Below are 21,147 nucleotides of genomic sequence, written 5' to 3'. Positions count from 1 at the left end.
ATCCGATCAGAACGCTGTTCCGATCTGGAACTGGAATTTCTGATACTGGTCGCCGGTATGCTTCTGCAGCGGGAAGCCCAAACTCAGCTTGAGCGGGCCGATCGGCGAAATCCATGCCAGGCCCACGCCGTAGCCGTAGCGCAACCCGTTCGCCCCCGTGCTCGTGCCCCCCGGCGCATTGCCCCACACGTTACCGCCGTCCAGGAACGTGAACACCCGCAGCGTGCGGTCATAGCCCGTACCCGGCAGCGGGAATGTCAGCTCGATATTGCCCACGATCATCTTCGAGCCGCCGATCGGGTCGTTCGTCTGCTTGTCGCGCGGACCCAGCGAACTCGGCTCATAGCCGCGCACCGAACCGATCCCCCCCGCGTAGTAATTCTTGAAGATCGGATACGCGTTGCCGATACCGTTACCGTAGCCCCCCTGGAAGTTCAGCCCCAGAATGAAGCCCCGTGCGAACGAATAGTAGTACTGCGCTTGAATGTCCGCCTTGTAATACTGGATCTTGCCCACCGGCACGCCGTATTCCACGTTCGCTTGCGTGAAGTACCCACGGCTCGGAATCAGCGCGCTGTCGCGCGCGTCGCGCGACCATCCGATCGTCAACGGCACCGTGTTTGACACCCGCCCGAACTGCCGCACATAGTCCTTGTACGACTCCGGCGTGCTCGTGTCGTCCATGTTCACATCCAGCCGGTTCTGCTCAAAGCCCGCGCCGAAATACACCGTATCCGTCTCCGAAAACGGAATCCCGAACTTCAGATTGCCCCCCGCCGTGATGATCCGGAAACTCGAATTCGTCGAGTAGTACAGCGGCTGGTACGTCCGGTAGAACACGTCCGTGATCCGCTTGATCCCGTCCACCGTGAAGTACGGATCCACCTGCGTCACCGTCAGCGTCCGGTAGCTCCGGGCCGTGTTCACGTTCACCGCCAGGCTCGTCCCCGAGCCGAACACGTTGTCCTGCGACACCCCCGCCGACAGCACCACCTTGTCCGTCGACGAAAAACCCGCCCCCAGCGTGATCGCCCCCGTCGGCTTCTCCGCCACCTTCACGTTCACGTCAACCTGGTCGTTCGTGCCCTCCACCGGCACCGTCGTCACGTCCACATCCGTGAAGTACCCCAGCCGGTTCACCCGGTCCTTCGACAGCGCCAGCCGGCTCGAATCGAACCACGAACTCTCCAGCTGACGCATCTCCCGGCGCACCACCTCATCCCGCGTGCGCGTGTTGCCCACAATGTTGATCCGCCGAACGTACACCCGCCGGCTCGGCTCCACCACCAGCGTCAGATTCACCTTGTGATTGCTCTGGTCGATCTCCGGCTGCGCATTCACCGTCGCGAACGCATAACCGTACTCCCCCAGCTTGTCCACGATCGCCTTCGTCGTCTGCTGCAGCTTCTCCGCCGAGAATCGATCCCCCGCCTTCACCTTCACCAGCTTCTTCAGCTCCGCTTCCCGATCCAGCAGATTGCCCGCCAGCTTCACCCCCGACACCGTGTACGGCTCGCCCTCGTGCAGCGTCACCGTCAGGTACATGTCCTTCTTGTCCGGCGAAATCGACACCTGCGTCGACTCAATGTTGAACTCCAGATACCCTCGGTTCAGGTAGTACGAGCGCACGTTCTCCAGATCGCCCGTGAGCTTCTCCTTCGAATACAGATCGTTCTTCGTGTACCACGAGAACCAGTTCGGCGTCGACAACTGCATCTCGTCACGCAGCGTGTTCGTGCTGAACGTCTTGTTCCCGATGAAGTTGATCTGACGAATCTTCGCGCTCGGACCTTCCGCCACCGAAAACAAAATCGACACCCGGTTCGCGTCCACCGGCGTCACCGTCGTCGTCACCTCCGCCGCGTAAAACCCTCGCGTCAAATACTGCCGCTTGAGCTCCTGCTCCGCCTTGTCCACCAGCGCCTTGTCGTAGTACCGCCCCTGCGCCAGCCCCACCGCCTTCAGCGCCTTGTTCAAGTTGTCCTTGTCGAACTCCTTGATCCCCGTGAAATCGATCGACGCGATCGCCGGCCTCTCCTGAACCTGGACAATCACCACCCCGCCTTGCGTGGCCACCCGGACATCCGTGAAAAATCCCGTCGCGTACAGCGCTCGGATCGCCTCCGACGCCTTCTCGTCCGTGAACGTCTCGCCTTGCTTGATCGGCAGGTACGCAAACACCGACCCCGCCTCCACGCGCTGCAATCCCTCTATCTTGATGTCCTGCACCACGAACGGTGCCGTCGCGTGAGCCGACATTCCCGGCGCCGACAGCGCCGCCGCCGCTACCGCCTTCGCTACGAAGCCTTGAGGTTTCAACAACATGCATCCCCAGTGTTTAAGCTTGCATCAGGTCAGGCGGCAAACCTTAGCGGCACCGCCCGATGCGTCAAAAATGGATTAACCGAGCCAGATCGTTGAACAGCGCGATCGCCGACAACGCGACGATGCAGATCAATCCCGCTCTTTGCAGAATCAGTTGCCAGCGCTCCGATACGGCCTTACCGGTCGCGGCTTCAACCAGATAATATAACAGATGCCCCCCGTCCAAAACCGGAATCGGCAGCAGGTTCAATACGCCGAGGCTAATGCTGACAAGGCCGAGAAACGATAGAAATGCCGACCATCCGAGGCGCGCGCTCTTACCCGCGTAATCGGCGATCGTCACCGGCCCGGACAAATTTTTCAGCGACGCTTCGCCCGTCACCATCCGGCCGAACATCTTCAGCGAATATAGCGCGATATCCCAGGTGCGCCGCGCGCCGAGTTCGACGCTCTCGAGCACGCCGTAGCGCACGTCGACCATCGGCGTCTTCAGCGCGAGCGCCGCGCCGATGCGGCCGACTTGCCGGCCCGTCTCGTCGTCGCGCTGCGCCTGCGGGACGATCGTCAGCGTGCGCTCGGCGCCCGCGCGTTCGATGCGCAGAGCCAGCGGCCGCCCCGCGTGCGCCTTCACGTCGTCGATGAAACGCGACGAGCTGCCGATACGCGCGCCGTCGAGCGCGACGAGCGTGTCGCCCGGCTGCAATCCCGCTTGCTGCGCGGCGCTGCCCGGCTGCACCGACGTCACCGCGAGCGCGCCGCCGCCCGGATCGAAACCGAGACGCGCCATGAAATCGCCGTCGAGGTCGCGATCGTCGAGCCGATGCAGATCGACGCGAAAATCGAACGTGTCGCCGGATGCGTGCGCCCCGCCGTTTCGCGCGCCGAGCACGACGTCGCGATGGTCCAACGCGGCGGACAGCAGCTTCCAGCGCAGATCGGACCACGAGCGCACCGGCGTTGCGTCGCCGCCATGCGCATCGCGGATCGACACGACGGTTTCGCCGCCGTCGAATCCGGCGAGCGCGGCGCTCGTGCCCGCGGCCGGCGGCGCGATGACGGCCGCCGGCTCCGTCACGCCGGTCGCGAAAACGAGCGCGAACAACACGATCGCCAACAAGAAGTTCGCGACCGGACCGGCCGCGACGATCGCGATCCGCTTGCCGACCGATTGCCGGTTGAACGCATGCGGCAGCTCGTGCGCGCGAATGCCGTCGCCGGGATCGCGCTCGTCGAGCATCTTCACGTAGCCGCCGAGCGGCAGCGCGGACAGTGTCCATTCGGTGCCGGTCTTCTTGCTGACCCAGCGCGCGACGGGCGCGCCAAACCCGATCGAGAAGCGCAGCACCTTCACGCCGCACCAGCGCGCGACGCGGTAGTGCCCATATTCGTGCACGACGACCAGCACGCCGATCGCCACCGCAAACGCGAGCAGTTCGACCAGCACGTTCATGAGCGCAGCCGCTCCATTCACGCAGCCCGCGTCACGTCGGGCGCGGGCTGTTTGTCGATGAACGTGGCGGCAGCGCGGCGCGCGGCGGCATCGGCGTCGATCACGTCGTCGAGACCGCTCGGCGTGCGGTTGTCGAGCCCGTCGAGCACCGCCTCGACCGTCTGCGCGATAGCGGTAAAGCGAATCCGCTGCGACAGGAATGCCTCGACCGCGATTTCGTTCGCCGCGTTGAGCGCCGCGCTGGCGACGCCGCCCGCGTCGAGCGCCTGCAGCGCGAGCGCGAGGCAAGGAAAGCGCGTGAAATCGGGCTTTTCGAACGACAGCGCGGCGATCTGCGCGAGATCGAGCGGCGCGACTCCTGCATCGACGCGCTCCGGAAACGCCAGCGCATGCGCGATCGGCGTGCGCATATCCGGGTTGCCGAGCTGTGCGAGTACCGAACCGTCCTTGTACGACACGAGCGAATGAATCACGCTCTGCGGGTGAATCAGCACGTCGATTCGCTCGCCCGGCAGGCCGAACAGCCAATGCGCCTCGATCACTTCGAGGCCCTTGTTCATCATCGTCGCCGAATCGACCGAAATCTTGCGGCCCATCACCCAGTTGGGATGTTTGCACGCCTCGTCGGGCGTCACGTTGGCGAGCGTCGCCGGTTCGCGGGTGCGGAACGGGCCGCCCGACGCGGTCACGATGATCTTGGCGATGCCGCCGTGCTCGGCCGCATCGCGCGGCATGCACTGGAAAATCGCGTTGTGCTCGCTGTCGACGGGCAGCAGGATCGCGTGATGATCGCGCACCGCATCCATGAAAATCGCGCCCGACATCACGAGCGCCTCCTTGTTCGCCAGCAGGATGCGCTTGCCCGCGCGCGCGGCGGCCAAGCTAGGCGCCAACCCCGCCGCACCGACGATCGCCGCGACCACGGTATCGCAGCCGTCGCTCGTCGACACGTCGACGAGCGCCTGCGGGCCATACGCGACCTGGGTTTTGCTGCCCGCCGCGCGAAGTTGCGCATCGACGCGCGCGGCGGTGTCGGCATCGCCGACCACCGCGATATCGGGCTCAAAGCGCAGGCATTGGGCGACGAGCTTGTCGCCGTTGCGGTGCGCGGTCAGCGCATGAATCGCGAAGCGCTCGGGATGGCGCGCGACGACGTCGAGCGTGCTGTCTCCGATCGAGCCTGTCGAGCCGAGCAATGTCAGACGTTTTTGCATGATGTAAGTCGAGTTTTAACCGAGCAGCAGCAGCGCGAGCGGCAACACGGGCAACAGTGCGTCGACGCGGTCGAGCACGCCGCCGTGCCCGGGCAACAAACCGCTCGAATCTTTCACGCCCGCTTGGCGCTTGAGCAACGATTCGAACAAATCGCCGACCACGCTGAACGCGACGAGCACGGACAGCGCGGCAAACGCTCCCGCCACGCCATAGCGTATGCCGAGCGCCGAATACAGGGTCGGGTCGAAAACATGCGAGGCCCAGGCCGCGCCGGCCACGGCCATTACCGCGAGCCAGCCCCCCGCCACGCCTTCCCAGGTTTTGCCCGGACTGACCGACGGCGCGAGCTTATGCTTGCCGAACCGCTTGCCGGCAAAGTATGCGCCGATATCGGCAAGCCACACCACCAGCAATAGCGACAACACGAAGGGTACGCCTATCGCACGCGCGGCAACCAGCGCGTGCCAGCACGCGGCGAACACGACGAGGCCGGCCGCGAGCAGAAACAGCCGCCACGCGCGCGCCGCGAGCACCGGCTTGCGCGCAAGCGCGTATGGACCGATCAACAGCCAGAAAATGCCGGCCGCCGCGAACAGCGGCCGCGCCGCCTGCGCGCCAATGCCAAGCCGCGTACTCGCCGCCAGCGCGAGCGCCGCGAGCGCCGCGTAGCCGATCGAGCCGGCACCGCCGAGCGCGAGCAGCCGCCCCCATTCCCACGCGGCAAACACGAGCGCGAGCGCAATCAGCGCGCCGAATGCGGCAAGCGGCGCGAACAGCGTCACAGGCAGCAATACCGCCAGCAGCACGACCGCCGTGATGACACGGGTCTTCAGCATGAAAGGGAATCGGCGTCCTGGGCTTGGGGCTCGAGCTGCGCGCTCGTGCGGCCGAACCGCCGTTCGCGGTGCGTATACGACGCAAGCGCCTCGGCGAGCGCGTTGCCGTCGAAATCCGGCCAGAATTTGTCGGTAAAATAAAATTCGGCGTAAGCGAGCTGCCACAGCAGGAAATTGCTGACGCGCTGCTCGCCGCCGGTACGGATGAAAAGATCCGGCTCCGGCGCATAGGCCATGGCCAGATGGCTGGCAAACGCATCCTCGTCGATCTCGACCGCGCGCCCCTCGCGCGCCGCCTGTTCAACGAGCCGTTGCGTCGCCTGCAGGATGTCCCAGCGGCCGCCGTAGTTCGCGGCGATCGTCAACGTCAGGCGCGTGTTGCGCGCCGTCTTCGTTTCCGCCCGGCGGATCAGCGCCTGAATGCGCGGCTCGAACTTCGACAGATCGCCGACGACGCGCAGCCGGATGCCGTTCGCGTGCAGTTTGCCGACCTCGCGCTCGAGCGCGGTAATGAACAGGCGCATCAGAAACGACACTTCGTCGGTCGGCCGGCGCCAGTTCTCGGAACTGAACGCGAACAGCGTCAGGTATTCGACGCCTGCCCGCGCGCACCCCTCGACGACGGCACGCACCGCATCGACGCCGCGCGTGTGCCCTGCGACGCGCGGCAAGCGGCGCTCAGTCGCCCAACGGCCGTTGCCGTCCATGATGATCGCCACGTGACGCGGCACGTTCGTGACGTCAGGTACGTGAACGGTGGAACTGGTATAAGTCATGGCCGCTGAAAGACTGTAGCTGCGGAAAAAAAGTGCGATGCACCCGAAGAGACGACGGCGTCAAACCGTCATGATCTCCGCTTCCTTCGTCTGAACGAGCTTGTCGATTTCCGCCACGTGCTTGTCGGTCAACTTCTGCACGTCGTCACCTGCACGGCGCTCGTCATCCTCGGAAATTTCCTTGTCCTTCACGAGCTTCTTCAATTGCTCGTTCGCATCGCGGCGCAAATTGCGAATCGCGACCTTCGCCGTCTCGCCCTCGCTCTTGACGACCTTCGTCAATTCGCGGCGACGCTCTTCGGTGAGCGGCGGCATCGGCACGCGGATCAGGTCGCCCGCGGTCGCCGGGTTCAGACCCAGATCGGCCTCGCGGATCGCCTTCTCGACCTTCGCGACCATGTTTTTCTCCCACGGCTGCACGCCGATCGTGCGCGCGTCGACGAGCGTCAAATTCGCGACCTGCGAAATCGGCACCATCGAGCCGTAGTAGTCGACCTGCACGTGGTCGAGCAAACCCGTATGCGCGCGGCCCGTGCGGACCTTCGCCAGATCGTTCTTGAACGCCTCGATCGAACGCTGCATCTTCTGCTCGACGCCCTTTTTGATATCAGCGACACTCATTTCTACCTCCGAACCTTCCAGACTTCAAAACGACGCGGACAACGGCACAACGGGCGGTGCATCCGGCACCGCCCAGGTTGCCCGCACCGGCGGGAGTTTACACGTGGACGAGCGTGCCCTCATCCTCACCTTGCACGACGCGCTTGAGCGCGCCCGGCTTATTGATCGAAAACACGCGGATCGGCAGCTTCTGGTCACGGCAGAGCGCGAACGCGGTCGCGTCCATCACCTGCAGGTTGCGGCCGATCGCCTCGTCGAAGCTGATCGACGAATAGCGCGTCGCGGACGGGTCCTTCTTCGGGTCGGCCGAATAGACGCCATCGACCTTCGTTGCCTTCAGCACGACCTCGGCGCCGACTTCCGAGCCGCGCAACGCGGCCGCCGTATCGGTGGTGAAGAACGGGTTGCCCGTGCCCGCCGCGAAGATCACCACTTTGCCTTCCTCCAACTGACGGATCGCGCGCGGACGGATGTAAGGCTCGACGACCTGGTCCATCCGAAGCGCCGATTGCACACGCGCCTCGATACCCGCGTGACGCATCGCGTCTTGCAGCGCGAGCGCGTTCATCATCGTTGCGAGCATCCCCATGTAGTCGGCCGTCGCGCGGTCCATGCCAGCCGCACCACCCGCCACGCCGCGGAAAATATTGCCGCCGCCGATCACGACCGCGAGCTGCGTGCCGAGACGGACGACTTCCGAGATATCGGCGACCATTCGCTCAATCGTCGCGCGATTGATGCCGAAGGCGTCATCGCCCATCAGAGCTTCGCCGGAGAGTTTGAGGAGGACGCGTTTATAGGCATTGGGCATAGGATCTTCCGAGCGACGAGAGGATGACAAGCACGAACTGTAGGGGCGAAATGCTGATTCGGGCAAGCGCCGCCGGGCCAAGCGGACCGCAAGGGCCCGGCCCGGCGGCGGCGCCGAGCGCGGCGAAAGACGCTCGCCGCGGGTCATACGTACTGCTACTGCTGGTTACCGCTGTTACGACTGGGTTACCACGCGCGTTACTGTTGCTTCGCAGCAGCGACTTGCGCAGCCACTTCCGCCGCGAAATCGTCTTGGCGCTTCTCGATGCCTTCACCGACGACGAACAGCGCGAACTTCTGCACCGCCGAATTCGCGGCCTTCAGCATCTGCTCGATCGTCTGCTTGTCGTTTTTCACGAACGGCTGGTTCAGCAGCGACACTTCCTTCAGGAACTTCTGGACGCTGCCGTCGACCATCTTCGCGACGATCTCGGCCGGCTTGCCCGACTCGGCCGCCTTCTGCTCGGCCACGCGGCGTTCCTTCTCGATCAGGTCAGCCGGAACCTCTTCGGCCGACAGCGAAACCGGCTTCATCGCCGCGATATGCATCGCGACATCCTTGCCGACCTGCTCTTGCTCGCCGGTGTACTCGACGATCACGCCGATGCGGCTGCCGTGCAGGTACGTCGCGAGCTTGTTGGCGGTTTCGAAACGGACAAAGCGGCGGATCGAGATGTTCTCGCCGATCTTGCCGACGAGCGCGAGGCGCACTTCGTCGACCGTCTTGCCGTCGAGCGGCAGCGCCGAAAGCGCGGCGACGTCGGCCGGATTCCGGCTCGCCACGAGTTCCGCGACCTGCTTCGAGAAGGCGAGGAAATCGTCGTTCTTCGCGACAAAGTCGGTTTCGCAGTTCAGCTCGACGAGCGCGCCGGCGTTGCCGCCAACGAACGATGCGACGACGCCTTCGGCCGTCACGCGCGATGCCGCCTTGCTCGCCTTGTTGCCGAGTTTCACGCGCAGCAACTCTTCGGCCTTGGCCATGTCGCCGTCAGCTTCCGTCAGCGCCTTCTTGCACTCCATCATCGGTGCGTCGGTCTTCGCGCGCAGTTCTGCCACCATGCTTGCGGTAATTGCCGCCATCATTCGCTCCTTGAGTCTGTATTCACAACGCCGCCCGCACTTCGACGCGAACGGCCGGCATTCGTTTCCGGGCAGCCGCGCGAAATCGTTCCGCGCCGCAATCAGCCGTCAGGCCGCCCAAAAAATCGGCTTAAAAAAAGGGGGCTTGTCTAGAGCCCCCTTTTTGCGCCGGCTCGGGGCCGGTTACGCGTTTTCCTCGACGTATTCGTCGTCGCCGCGCACCGCCTGGACCACTTCGTTGACCGCGTTCGCGCGGCCCTCGAGGATCGCATCGGCGACGCCTTGCGCGTACAGCGCGACGGCCTTGCTCGAATCGTCGTTGCCCGGGATCACGTAATCGACGCCTTCCGGCGAGTGGTTCGTATCGACCACCGCGATCACCGGCACACCCAGCTTGTTCGCCTCAGTGACGGCGATCTTGTGGTAGCCGACGTCGACGACGAAAATCGCGTCCGGAATGCCGCCCATGTCCTTCACGCCGCCGATCGACTTTTGCAGCTTCGCGATCTCGCGCTCGAACAGCAGCGCTTCTTTCTTGCTCATCTTCTCGAGTTCGCCCGCCTCGACCGCCGCTTCCATGTCCTTCAGGCGCTTGATCGACACCTTCAGCGTCTTGAAGTTGGTCAGCATGCCGCCGAGCCAACGCGCGTTGACGAACGGCATGCCGGCGCGCTGCGCTTCCTGCGCGATCGTATCGCGCGACTGACGCTTCGTGCCGACGAAGAGGATCGTGCCCCGATTCGCCGCGAGCTGACGCACGTACTTCAGCGCGTCGTTGTACATCGGCAGCGTCTTTTCGAGGTTGATGATGTGAATCTTGTTACGGTGACCGAAGATGAACGGTGCCATCTTCGGGTTCCAGAAGCGCGTTTGGTGACCGAAGTGGACACCGGCTTCCAGCATTTGGCGCATCGTGACTGCCATCAGAATTTCTCCACGAGGGTTGGGGTCTTAAGCCGGCGGCCGCATCGGCGACGATCCGGACATCCGATCGTCGCGCGACACCCTGGTTGCCCCGGCTTGCGATTCAGCGCACGCCCCCCGACAATGCAACCGCCTAGAACGTAACGCCTGAAGCCTCCGCCGCCACCGCGCTTTCGCTGCCCGCCGTTCGGGCAAGCGGAAAATCGCAATTTCAGCGTCGACTTAGCCAGAAATTATAGCACATGGCGATGACGCCCCTCAAGTCGCATCGCCGGGCCGCGCAGGCGCCCGGCTTACACCGCCCGCGCGATGCCGATCCGGGCGCCCATCGGCAAAGACGCTGCGGCACCCGGAATAAGGTGCGATAATTGCCTAATTCACCGCACTCCAGGCATCGACCATGGCCATTACGCTCAAAAACGAACACGACATCGCCCAGATGCGCGTCGCCTGCCGGCTCGCGAGCGAAGTGCTCGATTACATCACGCCATTCGTCGTCGCGGGCGTGACGACGGGCGAACTCGACCGCCTCTGCCACGAATACATGACCAACGTGCAGAACACGGTTCCCGCGCCGCTCAACTACCAGCCGCCCGGCTATCCGCCGTATCCGAAGGCGATCTGCACGTCGGTCAACGACGTGATCTGCCACGGCATCCCCGGCGACAAGACACTGAAGAACGGCGACATCGTCAACCTCGACATCACCGTCATCAAAAACGGCTATTTCGGCGACACGAGCCGGATGTTCATCGTCGGCGACGGCTCGATCCTCGCGAAGCGCCTCGTGCAAACCACCTACGAATGCATGTGGCTCGGCATCGAGCAGGTGAAGCCGGGCGCGCATCTCGGCGATATCGGCTATGCGATCCAGAAGCACGCGGAAGGCCAAGGCTACAGCGTCGTGCGCGAATATTGCGGCCACGGGATCGGCACGGTGTTCCACGAGGACCCGCAGGTGGTCCACTACGGACGGCCGGGCACGGGCGTGGAGCTCAAGCCCGGCATGATCTTCACGATCGAGCCGATGATCAACGCCGGCAAGCGCGATATCCGCACGATGCCCGATCAGTGGACGGTCAAAACCCGCGACCGCAGCCTGTCCGCGCAATGGGAGCATACGGTGCTCGTCACCGACACCGGCTATGACGTGCTGACCGTGTCGGCCGGCACGCCCGCGCGCCCGGCGCTTGCCGTGCACGCCGCCGCCGTCTGAGCGAAGCGCGCCTGCGCCGCGCCGAGCGCGTCGCAGCCTATTGCCGGCGCCGCCCGACAATCGCTCGGGCGGCGCATTTCTTTCAAATACCCAACCCTCGCCTGGTCGATCGCTGCCCATGAGCGTTTCCGTCGCGCCGCCGCCGTCCGCACCGCCGCGCAAGGCCGAATTCAAGGCGGCCAAGGCCGAGTTGCTCATGCGCTTCAAATCCGCGGCCAACGTCACGCCGCTGATGCACGCGCTGTCGCGCGCGACCGACGACGCGCTGCGCCGCCTATGGAGCGACTGCGCGCTGACCACGGCGCTTACGCTCGTGGCGGTCGGCGGCTACGGCCGGGGCGAACTGGCACCGCATTCGGACGTCGACATCCTGGTGCTGCTGCCCGACTCGCACGCCAACGAACTCGACGAGCGGATCGAGCGCTTCATCGGCATGGCATGGGATCTGGGGCTCGAGATCGGCAGCAGCGTGCGCACCGTCGGCCAGTGTCTCGACGAGGCGGCGCAGGACATCACCGTGCAAACGTCGTTGCTCGAAGCGCGCCGCATCGTCGGCAGCACCGCGCTCTTCGAGCGCTTCATGCTGCGCTACCGGGATGCGCTCGACGCACGCGCGTTCTTCCAGGCCAAGGTGCTCGAACTGCGCCAGCGCCACGCGAAGTTCCAGGACACACCGTATAGCCTCGAGCCGAACATCAAGGAAAGCCCCGGCGGGCTGCGCGATCTGCAAACGATTCTATGGATCGCCCGCGCGGCGGGCTTGGGCAGCAGTTGGCGTGAACTCGACACGCGCGGCCTCATCACCGATCGCGAGGCGCGCGAGCTGCGCCGCAACGAGGGGTTTTTGAAAACGCTGCGCGCGCGGCTGCACGTGATCGCCGGGCGCAGACAGGATCTCCTCGTGTTCGATTTGCAGACGCAGGCGGCCGAGAGCTTCGGGTATCAGCCGACGCCCGCCAAGCGCGCAAGCGAGCAACTGATGCGCCGCTATTACTGGGCCGCGAAGGCCGTCACGCAACTGGCGACGATTCTGATCCAGAACATCGAGGCGCAACTGTTCCCGGCAACGAGCGGCATTACGCGCGTGCTGTCGCCTGGGCGCTTCGTCGAGAAGCAGGGCATGCTGGAAATCGCCGCGGACGATCTGTTCGAACGCCACCCCGACGCGATCCTCGAAGCGTTCGTGCTTTACGAAACGGTGCGCGGCGTGAAGGGGCTGTCCGCACGCACGCTGCGCGCGCTCTACAATTCGCGCGACGTGATGAACAACGCATGGCGGCGCGATCCGCGCAACCGCCGCACGTTCATGGAAATCCTCCAGCAGCCGGAAGGCATCACGCACGCATTCAGGCTGATGAATCAGACAAGCGTGCTCGGCCGCTATCTGCTGAACTTCCGGCGCATCGTCGGACAGATGCAGCACGACCTCTATCACGTATACACGGTCGATCAGCACATTCTGATGGTGCTGCGCAACATTCGACGCTTCGCGGTGGCCGAGCACGCGCATGAATACCCGTTTTGCAGCCAGCTCATCGTGAATTTCGAGCGGCCGTGGGTGCTGTATGTCGCCGCCCTCTTCCACGATATCGCGAAAGGCCGCGGCGGCGACCATTCGGTGCTGGGGATGGCCGACGCGCGGCGCTTCTGCCGAGACCACGGCATTGCCGGCAGCGACGCGGCGCTCATCGTCTGGCTCGTCCAGCATCATTTGACGATGAGCCAGGTCGCGCAAAAGCAGGATACGAGCGACCCCGACGTCATCAGGCGCTTCGCCGATCTCGTCGGCTGCGAGCGGCGGCTGACCGCGCTGTATCTGCTGACGGTCGCCGACATTCGCGGCACGAGCCCGAAGGTCTGGAACACGTGGAAAGGCAAGCTGCTCGAGGATCTGTACCGCACGACGCTCGCCGTGCTCGGCGGCGCGCAACCCGATCCGCATTCGGAACTCAAGACGCGCCAGGAGGAAGCGCTCGCGCTGCTGCGCCTCGAAACCGTGCCGTCCGACGCGCACCGCGCGCTGTGGGACAAGCTCGATGTCGGCTACTTCCTGCGCCACGACGCGGCCGACATCGCATGGCAGACCCGCGTGCTGTACCGGCACGTCGAGGCCGACACCGCCATCGTGCGCGCGCGCCCGTCGCCCGTCGGCGACGCACTGCAGGTGCTCGTCTACGTGAAGGACCGCTCCGACCTGTTCGCGGGCATTTGCGCGTATTTCGACCGCAACGGGCTCTCGGTGCTCGATGCGCGGGTCAGCACCACGCGCCACGGTTACGCGCTCGACAACTTCATCGTCACGCAGACCGAGCGCAACGTGCAATACCGCGACATCGCGAACCTCGTCGAACAGCAGCTCGCGGCGCGCCTGGCCGCTTCGTCGCCGTTGCCCGAGCCGGCCAAGGGGCGGCTGTCGCGGCTGTCGCGAACCTTTCCGATTACGCCTCGCGTCGACCTGCGTGCCGACGAGCGCGGCCAGTACTACATCCTGTCCGTGTCGGCGAACGACCGGCCGGGCCTTCTTTATTCGATCGCGCGCGTGCTCGCCGAGCACCGGGTCGGCGTCCATGCGGCGCGGATCAATACGCTTGGCGAGCGCGTCGAGGACGTTTTCATGCTTGACGGCGGCGGCTTATCCGATAACCGCCTGCAGATCCAAGTCGAAACCGAATTGTTGCGCGCCATTGCAGTGTGAGCAGGTATCAGCGTTTATGCGCACAAAATTGACCGTCAAGAATCCACGGCCGGCCTCGCCGAGCCGCGCCCCCGTGCGGGCGTCGAGCGCCCACGCGCGTAAGACCGCTCGCCCGCTCGACAAAATCGCCGACGCGAAGCCGCAGCCGGCAACAAAAACAGCCGGCGCGGCAGCGCGCACGGGCGGATCGGCTGTGAAATCAGCCACGAAACCGGCGGCCAAGCCGGTCGCGAAAAAATCGGCGGCGCCGGCATCGTCGGCGTCGAAGTCGGCCGCCCCGCGCGCCGCCGCGTCGGCAAAGCCGAAAACGGCCGGGGCGGCAAAAACCGCGATCGGCAAGCGCGGCAACGCGGCCGGCACGAAATTCGGCGGCTCGGCTCGAACCGGCGAATCGCGCCGGACGGGCGAGCGTGACGTGCGCTCGGGCGACCGGGCTCCGCGCGACAGCGCCCGCGCATTCGTGGACAAGCGCCCCGCCGCCGGCCAACGCGCAACACGCAACGCGAGCGGCCGATACGACGGCTCGGCCAAGCCTACACCCCCCGGTGCGCAGCCCGGCACGGCCCGCCGCCCCGCATCGCACACGAGCACCACCGATGCGCGCCGTCCCGCGCCACGTACCAGCCTCAAGGGCACCCAGCCGGTCAAGCGCCGCGCCACGGAACGCGAGTCGGCCCCAGCCGTTCGCGGCGACGAAACGGGCCTTGTGCGGCTGTCGAAGCGGATGTCGGAACTCGGCCTCTGCTCGCGCCGCGAAGCGGACGAATGGATCGAGAAAGGCTGGGTGCTCGTGGATGGCGTGCGCATCGACACGCTCGGCACCAAGGTACGCGCCGATCAGCGTATCGAAATCGATTCGAACGCGCGCGCCGCGCAAGCGGCGCAAGTGACGATTCTGCTGCACAAGCCAGTCGGCTACGTTTCCGGTCAGGCCGAGGACGGCTACGCGCCCGCCGCGACGCTCATCACACGCGACAACCATTGGAGCGGCGACCGCTCGGCGCTACGCTTCTCGCCGCAGCATCTGCGCGCGCTCGCGCCGGCGGGCCGGCTCGACATCGATTCGACAGGCCTGCTCGTGCTGACGCAAAACGGCCGCATCGCCAAGCAGTTGATCGGCGAGCAATCCGACATCGACAAGGAATATCTGGTGCGCGTGCGCTTTGGCGAACGCTTGACCGATATCGACCAGCACTTCCCCGCCGAATCGCTCGCGAAGCTGCGCCACGGCCTCGAACTCGACGGCGTGCCGCTCAAGCCTGCGACGGTGAGCTGGCAGAACGGCGAGCAGCTTCGCTTCGTGCTGCGCGAAGGCAAAAAGCGTCAGATTCGGCGCATGTGCGAACTTGTCGGTCTCGACGTGATCGGTCTGAAGCGGGTGCGCATGGGCCGCGTGATGCTTGGCGCGCTGCCGCAGGGACAGTGGCGTTATTTGTCGCCCGACGAGTCGTTCTAGTCGCCCCAGTCGTTTTGATGGCGGATCTTTTCCGGTGCCGCGCATGGCGCGGGCCGCGTCGCGTTCAAGTGTCCGCTCCATCGCTCACCGAAACGCCCGCCATCACTGCGGGCGTTTTTCATGCGCCGGCGAACGGCCCCGTCATCATGTTCGACCGGCGGCTTCGCGACGCAAGCCCGGGAGTTACCGATCCGCGATCGATACGGCCACTCGATTCGACTGCACCGTGGCTCAATCGTCGGCGTTGGGATCGAGCCCCGGAAACAGCACTTCGGTAAAACCGAACTTCGAGAAATCGGTGATCCGCATCGGATAGAGCTTGCCGATCAGATGGTCGTATTCGTGCTGGACCACGCGCGCGTGAAAATCCTCCGCGACTCGCTCGAACTTGGCGCCGAACTGGTCGAAGCCGCTGTAGCGCACCCGCCGGTAGCGGCTCACGACGCCGCGCATCCCCGGCACCGACAAACATCCCTCCCAGCCATCCTCCATGTCGGGCGGCAGATACTCAAGCGTCGGATTGATCAGTACCGTCTTCGGCACGGGCGGCGCATCGGGGTAACGCTCGCTGCTGCCGAAGCCGAAGATGATCACCTGCAACCCGACACCGATTTGCGGCGCGGCGAGCCCTGCGCCGTTCGCATGCGCCATCGTCTCGAACATATCGTCGATGAGCGCGTGCAACTCGGGCGTATCGAATGCATCGACCGGCTTGGCGACCTCCAGCAGCCGAGGGTCGCCCATTTTCAAAATCTCACGAATCATTCCGCCTGCCCCTCCAACAGTTTCTGCATACCGGCTTCGTCCAGCACCGGCACGCCGAGTTCCTCCGCCTTCGCGAGCTTGCTGCCCGCGTCCGCGCCCGCGACAACATAGTCGGTCTTCTTCGATACCGAACCCGTGACCTTGGCGCCCGCCGCCTCGAGCAGCGCCTTCGCGTCGTCGCGGGTCAGCGTCGGCAGCGTGCCCGTCAGCACCACGGTCTTGCCGGCGAGCACGCCTCGCGGCTCACGCGGCGCAGGCGGCCCTTCGGCCCAACTGACCTTGCCCGGCGCGCGCAACTGCTCGATGACGGTGCGGTTGTGCTCCTCGGCGAAAAACTGACGCAGCGATTCGGCCACGATCGGCCCGACGTCGTTGACCTCGAGCAATTCCTCGAGCGGCGCGTCCATGATCCGGTCGAGCGAGCCGAAATGCTTCGCGAGATCCTTCGCGGTCGACTCGCCGACATGGCGGATGCCGAGCGCATAGATAAAACGCGACAGCGTCGTGTGCTTCGCCTTTTCGAGCGAATCGATCAGATTCTGCGCGGATTTCTCCGCGAAGCGGTCCAGCTCGACGAGTGTCGAAAACCCCAGATTGAACAAATCCGCAGGCGTGCGAACGAGATTCTGCTCGACGAGCTGATCGATGATCTTTTCACCCAGTCCGTCGATATCGAGCGCGCGGCGTTGCGCGAAGTGCCAGAGCGCCTGCTTGCGTTGCGCAGGGCAGAACAAGCCGCCCGTGCAGCGCGCGATCGCCTCGTCCGGCAGCCGCTCGATCCTCGAGCCGCACTCGGGACAAACATCCGGCATCACGAACTCGCGCGCATCGGCCGGGCGGCGGTCGAGCACGGCCGACACCACTTCCGGAATCACGTCGCCCGCGCGACGCACGATCACCGTGTCGCCGATCCGGATGTCCTTGCGGCGCACCTCGTCCGCGTTGTGCAACGTCGCGTTCGTGACGGTCGCGCCGCCGACGAACACCGGCTCGAGCCGCGCAACCGGCGTGATGGCACCGGTGCGGCCCACCTGCACGTCGATCGACACGAGCTTGGTCAACGCCTCCTGCGCGGGAAATTTGTGCGCAAGCGCGAAACGCGGCGCGCGGGAAACGAAGCCGAGCTTGTCCTGCTCGTCGCGCCGGTTCACCTTGTAGACGACACCGTCGATATCATACGGCAGCGATTCGCGCTTCTCGCCGATCGCCCGAAAAAATGCAAGCAATCCCGCTACGCCGCGCACGACGGCGCGCTCGCGGTTCACCGGCAGGCCGAGCGTCTCGTACCAGTCGAGCAGGCCGCCGTGCGTATCGGGCATATCAGCGCCTTCGAGCACGCCGATTCCATAGGCAAAGAACGACAGCGGCCGTTGCGCGGTGATCTTTGGATCGAGCTGCCGCAAGCTGCCCGCCGCCGCGTTGCGCGGATTCGCGAATTCGCGCTGCTCGGCCGCGCGCTGACGTTCGTTCAGACGCGCGAAATCGCGCTTGAACATCAGCACTTCGCCACGCACGTCGAGCACGCGCGGCAGCCGCTCTCCCTTCAAGCGCAGCGGGATAGTGCGGATCGTGCGAATGTTTTCGGTCACGTCCTCGCCGGTCGTGCCGTCGCCGCGCGTCGACGCTTGCGTGAAGCGCCCGTCCTCGTAGCGCAGCGACACCGCGAGACCATCGAACTTCAGCTCGCACGCGTATTCGACAGGTTCCGTCACGGTGTCGGCCAGATCGGCTGGCTTGTCGAGCCCGTCGGCGACCCGCTTGTCGAATGCGGCGACATCGTCGTCGGTAAAGCCGTTATTCAGCGACAGCATCGGCTTGTCGTGGACGACCGGCATGAAACCGCCCGCGACCTCGCCACTCACGCGCTGCGTCGGCGAATCAGGCGTCGCGAGCTCGGGATGCGCGGCCTCGATCTGCTGCAGCTCGATGAAAAGGCGATCGTATTCGGCGTCGGGCAGATCCGGCTGGTCGAGCACGTAATACGCGTAATTCGCGCGCTCAAGCTCGGCGCGCAGCCATGCGGCGCGCTCGGCCGGCTGGCTGGCTGGCGGTTCTTTGGAGGATCGGGCCATGATGCTGGCGGCATGTATTGCGGAATTGATCAGGCGACGATTATCTCAGTTCGCGCCCTTTTCGGCATCGTCTGAATGGTCTGCCGAATGGCCGGGTTCGCGCCCGCCGGGTGCTCGAATCGCCGGGCTGCCGGCTTCGTCGCGCCCGATCGCACGGCCTCGCCGCGCATGCCGCGCGTATCCGCTTGCCGGCCGTCTTCTTTCCATTTCCATGAACCGCGGCAGCTCATTTATTTCGCATGCGAATCATATATACTTCGCATGCGAATGTCGTCTGTCGCAAGCGGCCGATTGAAAGGCCGTTGTGCGCACGCGCCAGATCAGGCAGCAGCGCCCCGCCCCTCAACTCCGGAGACAAACCGTGCCTACGACGGAAATCAAAACCGAACTAGCCGACGGCATCATGACCGTTACGCTGTCGCGCCCCGACAAAAAGAACGCGCTCACCAACGCGATGTATGGCGCGCTGGCGGACGCCATCGAACGCGCGCACGCCGACAACGATGTCCGGGTGCTGCTGATTCAAGCCGACGCGGATACCTTCACGGCCGGCAACGATGTCGCCGAATTCGCCGCGCAAGCGTTGGGAAACGGCCCAAGCGAGCAGCATGTCGTGCGTTTCCTGCACCATCTCGCGAATGCGTCGATTCCGGTCGTCGCCGCCGTGCAGGGTAAGGCCGTCGGAATCGGGACAACCCTGCTGCTGCATTGCGATTACGTCATCCTGACTGACGATGCGCAGTTGATCACCCCTTTCGTGAATCTCGCGCTGATTCCGGAAGCCGCGTCGAGCTATCTGCTGCCGCTGCGCATCGGCCATGTCCGGGCCTTCGAGATGTTCTCGCTCGGCGCGCCGCTGCCCGCCGCGACCGCGCTTGCATGGGGCATCGCCAATCAGGTGGTGCCGCTCGCGCAGTTGCGCGACGCGGCGCAGCAAATTGCCAGGACCTTGTCCGCCAAGCCGCGCGGCTCGTTGGCGGCGATGAAGCGGCTGATGCGCGAAGCCGAGAGACTGGTCGCGCAGATCGATCGGGAAGGCGAGGTGTTCGTCGAACGCTTGGCAAGCCCGGAGGCAAAGGAAGCGTTCGTCGCGTTCGCGCAGAAACGCCCGCCGGATTTCACGAAAATCGCGCAGTGATAGGACCGGCAGCAATGGGCGCACCGCGCGGGCGGCCATCGGATGCCGCGACGGCGTCCGCACGCGCGCCGGGCGGACGAAAACCGGCGCGGCCCATTACGCCAAGCCGTCGTCGGTTGCCGGAAACTTGTCTTGCAGGCTGGCCAGCCAGCGCGCGACCACATCGATCTCGGACGGCGTGAACCCGTCCGTCAGGCGGGCATTCAATTCGGCCAGCCCGGCCTTCGCCCGCTTGAGCGCCGCGCGCCCGCCGGCGGTCAGCCAAAGCCGCGCCGCGCGCCGGTCGAGTTCGTCGAGGCGGCGCTCGACGAGCCCAGCCCGCTCCATCCGGTCGGCGAGGCCGCTCATGCCCGGCGCGCCGAGGTCCAGCGCGGCGGCCGCTTCGCTCATCAGCGAGCCGTCATGCTTGCCGAGAAAAAACAGCAGTCCGGCCTGGGCCGCGGTCACGCCCCCCGCCGCGGTACGCGCCTGCGTCCATCGATGCAAGCGTCGCTGGCCCACGTTCAACAGATAGACGAGTCGATGATCCATTCTTTTTAGCTTGTGCTCACACGCATGCCGGGGAGCGGGCCCGACGGCCCAGCGTGCGCCGGCGCCAGTGGCCAGCGCGCGCCGGCGCCCGCCCGTTACTGGCTGAACAACCGTCGCGTGACCGGTGAGCCGGCCGGAATTCCCGCCTCCTCGAGCCGCGCGTACAGCTTCAGCAATTGCTGCTCGATGGCAAGCAGCGTCGATTCCGGCAACGGCCGGCGCTGGTCGTCGACCACGCGCGCGCCGATGCGCTCCGACAGCGACTTCGCGTAATCGCACATCAGCCGGAACGGCAGAATGTCCTCGTCGGCGACCGGCACGTCGAGCACCAGCGTGATCAGGTTGCCGCCCTTGTAGGTGAGATCGTCGCGCAGAAAATTCGTGTCGCCGAATTGCAGCATGAACACCGGATTCTGTTTCGCATCGAGCTTCACGAAGCGGGTGCCGTCGCGCGACAGCAGCAGGCCGTCCTGCGACGCGACCGCCTGCACGTAGTTCGCCGACCACGGCGCACCGTCCGACATCACATTGATCGACAACTGCGCGTCGCACTGCGCGGCGAAGCCGTCGAGTTCGCGCGCCATCGATACGGTTTCCATCATGTCCGGAAACTCCGGTGCGCCGTCGATCGCATCCGCGAACTGCTGCACGCCGGTGACGAACTCGGAGAATTCGAGTTCGTTGAGCGGGCCGCTGCGGTTCGCGAGTTGCGCGGCCGCGCGCAGTTCCTCGTAACGCACGCCGTTTTGCAGCAACTCCCACGCGCCGCCTTCCGGCTTGCCTTCGATATGCACCGGCTTGCTGCCCGCGCGGCGCAGCCGCTGCGCGGCGGGGAGAATCTTGTCGCCGGCAAGCGGGCCCGCGAGACGAATCGGCACGATGCAGTCGATGCGCTTGTCGACGATCGCGGGCGGCGCGGCCGAAATGGTGGTCGCGGCGGGCAATACCGGCTCGACGGGTTCAGGCGCCGCGTTGACCGTGGCGGCGGCAGGCTGCGCGCCTGACGTGTCCGCGTCTTGTCGTTGCGCGCCCGGCGTTTGCGCCGGCTCGGCGGGGCGTTCGGCGGTGGGTTCGGCCGCGCCATTCGCGCCATTCGCGCCAGTCGCCTCGGCTTGCAGATCGGCGGGCGTATCGGCCGGCGCCACGGCCGCCGCGCCGCCGAACGTCGGCTCGACGCGCGCGGCGTCGCTCTGCGCGGGCGCCGCGCCCGCCGCGGCGTCACGGCGCGCCGGCTGCC

17 protein-coding genes are annotated in these 21,147 nt (G+C 65.4%); 4 read left to right on the top strand and 13 right to left on the bottom strand.

What is annotated here, in order from left to right; translation table 11 throughout:
• Positions 1 to 6: 6 nt before the first annotated feature.
• The 9 genes from bamA to rpsB form a co-directional block, all read right to left on the bottom strand.
• Entirely contained in the window at positions 7 to 2,325 is a 2,319-nt protein-coding gene (bamA, locus tag BSIN_RS21055; protein ID WP_089341866.1) for an outer membrane protein assembly factor BamA, read from the bottom strand.
• Between the two features lie 64 nt (positions 2,326 to 2,389).
• Positions 2,390 to 3,775 (bottom strand): RIP metalloprotease RseP, encoded by a 1,386-nt coding sequence (rseP, locus tag BSIN_RS21050; protein ID WP_089341865.1) that lies wholly within the window; start codon positions 3,773 to 3,775, stop codon positions 2,390 to 2,392.
• A gap of 17 nt (positions 3,776 to 3,792) precedes the next feature.
• The gene (locus BSIN_RS21045; RefSeq protein WP_089341864.1) at positions 3,793 to 4,989 is read right to left on the bottom strand and encodes a 1-deoxy-D-xylulose-5-phosphate reductoisomerase; all 1,197 of its coding nucleotides are present in this window, start codon (positions 4,987 to 4,989) and stop codon (positions 3,793 to 3,795) included.
• A 15-nt stretch (positions 4,990 to 5,004) separates the two neighbouring features.
• A complete protein-coding gene (locus tag BSIN_RS21040; protein ID WP_089341863.1) occupies positions 5,005 to 5,826 on the bottom strand; it encodes a phosphatidate cytidylyltransferase in 822 nt (273 codons plus the stop codon).
• Positions 5,820 to 6,602 (bottom strand): polyprenyl diphosphate synthase, encoded by a 783-nt coding sequence (uppS, locus tag BSIN_RS21035; protein WP_059516852.1) that lies wholly within the window; start codon positions 6,600 to 6,602, stop codon positions 5,820 to 5,822. Before uppS ends, BSIN_RS21040 begins: the two co-directional genes overlap by 7 nt.
• A gap of 60 nt (positions 6,603 to 6,662) precedes the next feature.
• Positions 6,663 to 7,223: a ribosome recycling factor gene (gene frr / locus BSIN_RS21030; RefSeq protein ID WP_059516850.1), complete on the bottom strand. Its 561-nt coding sequence runs from the start codon at positions 7,221 to 7,223 to the stop codon at positions 6,663 to 6,665.
• A 97-nt stretch (positions 7,224 to 7,320) separates the two neighbouring features.
• Positions 7,321 to 8,034 carry a UMP kinase gene (gene pyrH, locus BSIN_RS21025; protein ID WP_089341862.1) on the bottom strand — a complete coding sequence of 238 codons (714 nt, stop codon included), beginning with the start codon at positions 8,032 to 8,034 and terminating at the stop codon, positions 7,321 to 7,323.
• A 197-nt stretch (positions 8,035 to 8,231) separates the two neighbouring features.
• The gene (tsf, locus tag BSIN_RS21020; RefSeq protein WP_059516910.1) at positions 8,232 to 9,113 is read right to left on the bottom strand and encodes a translation elongation factor Ts; all 882 of its coding nucleotides are present in this window, start codon (positions 9,111 to 9,113) and stop codon (positions 8,232 to 8,234) included.
• A gap of 183 nt (positions 9,114 to 9,296) precedes the next feature.
• A complete protein-coding gene (rpsB, locus tag BSIN_RS21015; RefSeq protein ID WP_006402646.1) occupies positions 9,297 to 10,037 on the bottom strand; it encodes a 30S ribosomal protein S2 in 741 nt (246 codons plus the stop codon).
• A 400-nt stretch (positions 10,038 to 10,437) separates the two neighbouring features.
• Here rpsB and map point away from each other — a divergent pair, with 400 nt between their 5' ends.
• From map to BSIN_RS25570, 3 genes are all read left to right on the top strand, one after another.
• The gene (gene map, locus BSIN_RS21010) at positions 10,438 to 11,253 is read left to right on the top strand and encodes a type I methionyl aminopeptidase (RefSeq protein WP_089341861.1); all 816 of its coding nucleotides are present in this window, start codon (positions 10,438 to 10,440) and stop codon (positions 11,251 to 11,253) included.
• A gap of 118 nt (positions 11,254 to 11,371) precedes the next feature.
• Positions 11,372 to 13,948, top strand: a complete 2,577-nt coding sequence (locus BSIN_RS21005) for a [protein-PII] uridylyltransferase (RefSeq protein WP_089341860.1) — start codon at positions 11,372 to 11,374, stop codon at positions 13,946 to 13,948.
• Positions 13,949 to 13,964: 16 nt separating this feature from the next.
• Positions 13,965 to 15,404, top strand: coding sequence for a pseudouridine synthase (locus tag BSIN_RS25570; RefSeq protein ID WP_143757507.1), 1,440 nt, complete (start codon positions 13,965 to 13,967; stop codon positions 15,402 to 15,404).
• A gap of 231 nt (positions 15,405 to 15,635) precedes the next feature.
• On the opposite strand, the gene def is transcribed toward BSIN_RS25570, so the two are convergent.
• Both def and ligA read right to left on the bottom strand, forming a co-directional pair.
• Positions 15,636 to 16,169, bottom strand: coding sequence for a peptide deformylase (gene def, locus BSIN_RS20995; protein ID WP_059516842.1), 534 nt, complete (start codon positions 16,167 to 16,169; stop codon positions 15,636 to 15,638).
• Complete coding sequence (gene ligA, locus BSIN_RS20990) at positions 16,166 to 18,241, bottom strand: NAD-dependent DNA ligase LigA (protein WP_089341859.1); 2,076 nt, start codon at positions 18,239 to 18,241, stop codon at positions 16,166 to 16,168. The genes def and ligA overlap by 4 nt, the downstream gene beginning before the upstream one ends.
• 403 nt (positions 18,242 to 18,644) lie before the next feature.
• Between ligA and BSIN_RS20980 the strand changes: the two genes are divergently transcribed.
• On the top strand, positions 18,645 to 19,379 hold the full coding sequence (locus BSIN_RS20980) for an enoyl-CoA hydratase (RefSeq protein ID WP_089341857.1): 735 nt from the start codon (positions 18,645 to 18,647) through the stop codon (positions 19,377 to 19,379).
• A gap of 96 nt (positions 19,380 to 19,475) precedes the next feature.
• On the opposite strand, the gene BSIN_RS20975 is transcribed toward BSIN_RS20980, so the two are convergent.
• Together BSIN_RS20975 and BSIN_RS20970 are read right to left on the bottom strand one after the other, a co-directional pair.
• A complete protein-coding gene (locus BSIN_RS20975) occupies positions 19,476 to 19,910 on the bottom strand; it encodes a MarR family winged helix-turn-helix transcriptional regulator (RefSeq protein WP_059572203.1) in 435 nt (144 codons plus the stop codon).
• A 95-nt stretch (positions 19,911 to 20,005) separates the two neighbouring features.
• Positions 20,006 to 21,147: cell division protein ZipA C-terminal FtsZ-binding domain-containing protein (locus BSIN_RS20970; protein WP_089341856.1), on the bottom strand; the 1,142-nt coding region annotated here is incomplete at its 5' end.

The sequence above is a fragment of the Burkholderia singularis genome, assembly GCF_900176645.1.
GTDB classification, from domain to species: Bacteria; Pseudomonadota; Gammaproteobacteria; order Burkholderiales; family Burkholderiaceae; genus Burkholderia; species Burkholderia singularis.
The sequence above is the reverse complement of the archived record's forward strand: the minus strand, read 5'-3'. Positions and strand labels throughout refer to the sequence as shown.

Coding starts and splice junctions, on each gene's coding strand:
- BSIN_RS21040 (WP_089341863.1), bottom strand. CDS start 5,826: ATGCTGAAGACCCGTGTCATCACGGCGGTCGTGCTGCTGGCGGTATTG.
- map (WP_089341861.1), top strand. CDS start 10,438: ATGGCCATTACGCTCAAAAACGAACACGACATCGCCCAGATGCGCGTC.
- rseP (WP_089341865.1), bottom strand. CDS start 3,775: ATGAACGTGCTGGTCGAACTGCTCGCGTTTGCGGTGGCGATCGGCGTG.
- BSIN_RS25570 (WP_143757507.1), top strand. CDS start 13,965: ATGCGCACAAAATTGACCGTCAAGAATCCACGGCCGGCCTCGCCGAGC.
- frr (WP_059516850.1), bottom strand. CDS start 7,223: ATGAGTGTCGCTGATATCAAAAAGGGCGTCGAGCAGAAGATGCAGCGT.
- BSIN_RS20980 (WP_089341857.1), top strand. CDS start 18,645: ATGACCGTTACGCTGTCGCGCCCCGACAAAAAGAACGCGCTCACCAAC.
- tsf (WP_059516910.1), bottom strand. CDS start 9,113: ATGGCGGCAATTACCGCAAGCATGGTGGCAGAACTGCGCGCGAAGACC.
- BSIN_RS20975 (WP_059572203.1), bottom strand. CDS start 19,910: ATGGATCATCGACTCGTCTATCTGTTGAACGTGGGCCAGCGACGCTTG.
- rpsB (WP_006402646.1), bottom strand. CDS start 10,037: ATGGCAGTCACGATGCGCCAAATGCTGGAAGCCGGTGTCCACTTCGGT.
- def (WP_059516842.1), bottom strand. CDS start 16,169: ATGATTCGTGAGATTTTGAAAATGGGCGACCCTCGGCTGCTGGAGGTC.
- uppS (WP_059516852.1), bottom strand. CDS start 6,602: ATGACTTATACCAGTTCCACCGTTCACGTACCTGACGTCACGAACGTG.
- pyrH (WP_089341862.1), bottom strand. CDS start 8,034: ATGCCCAATGCCTATAAACGCGTCCTCCTCAAACTCTCCGGCGAAGCT.
- BSIN_RS21005 (WP_089341860.1), top strand. CDS start 11,372: ATGAGCGTTTCCGTCGCGCCGCCGCCGTCCGCACCGCCGCGCAAGGCC.
- ligA (WP_089341859.1), bottom strand. CDS start 18,241: ATGGCCCGATCCTCCAAAGAACCGCCAGCCAGCCAGCCGGCCGAGCGC.
- bamA (WP_089341866.1), bottom strand. CDS start 2,325: ATGTTGTTGAAACCTCAAGGCTTCGTAGCGAAGGCGGTAGCGGCGGCG.
- BSIN_RS21045 (WP_089341864.1), bottom strand. CDS start 4,989: ATGCAAAAACGTCTGACATTGCTCGGCTCGACAGGCTCGATCGGAGAC.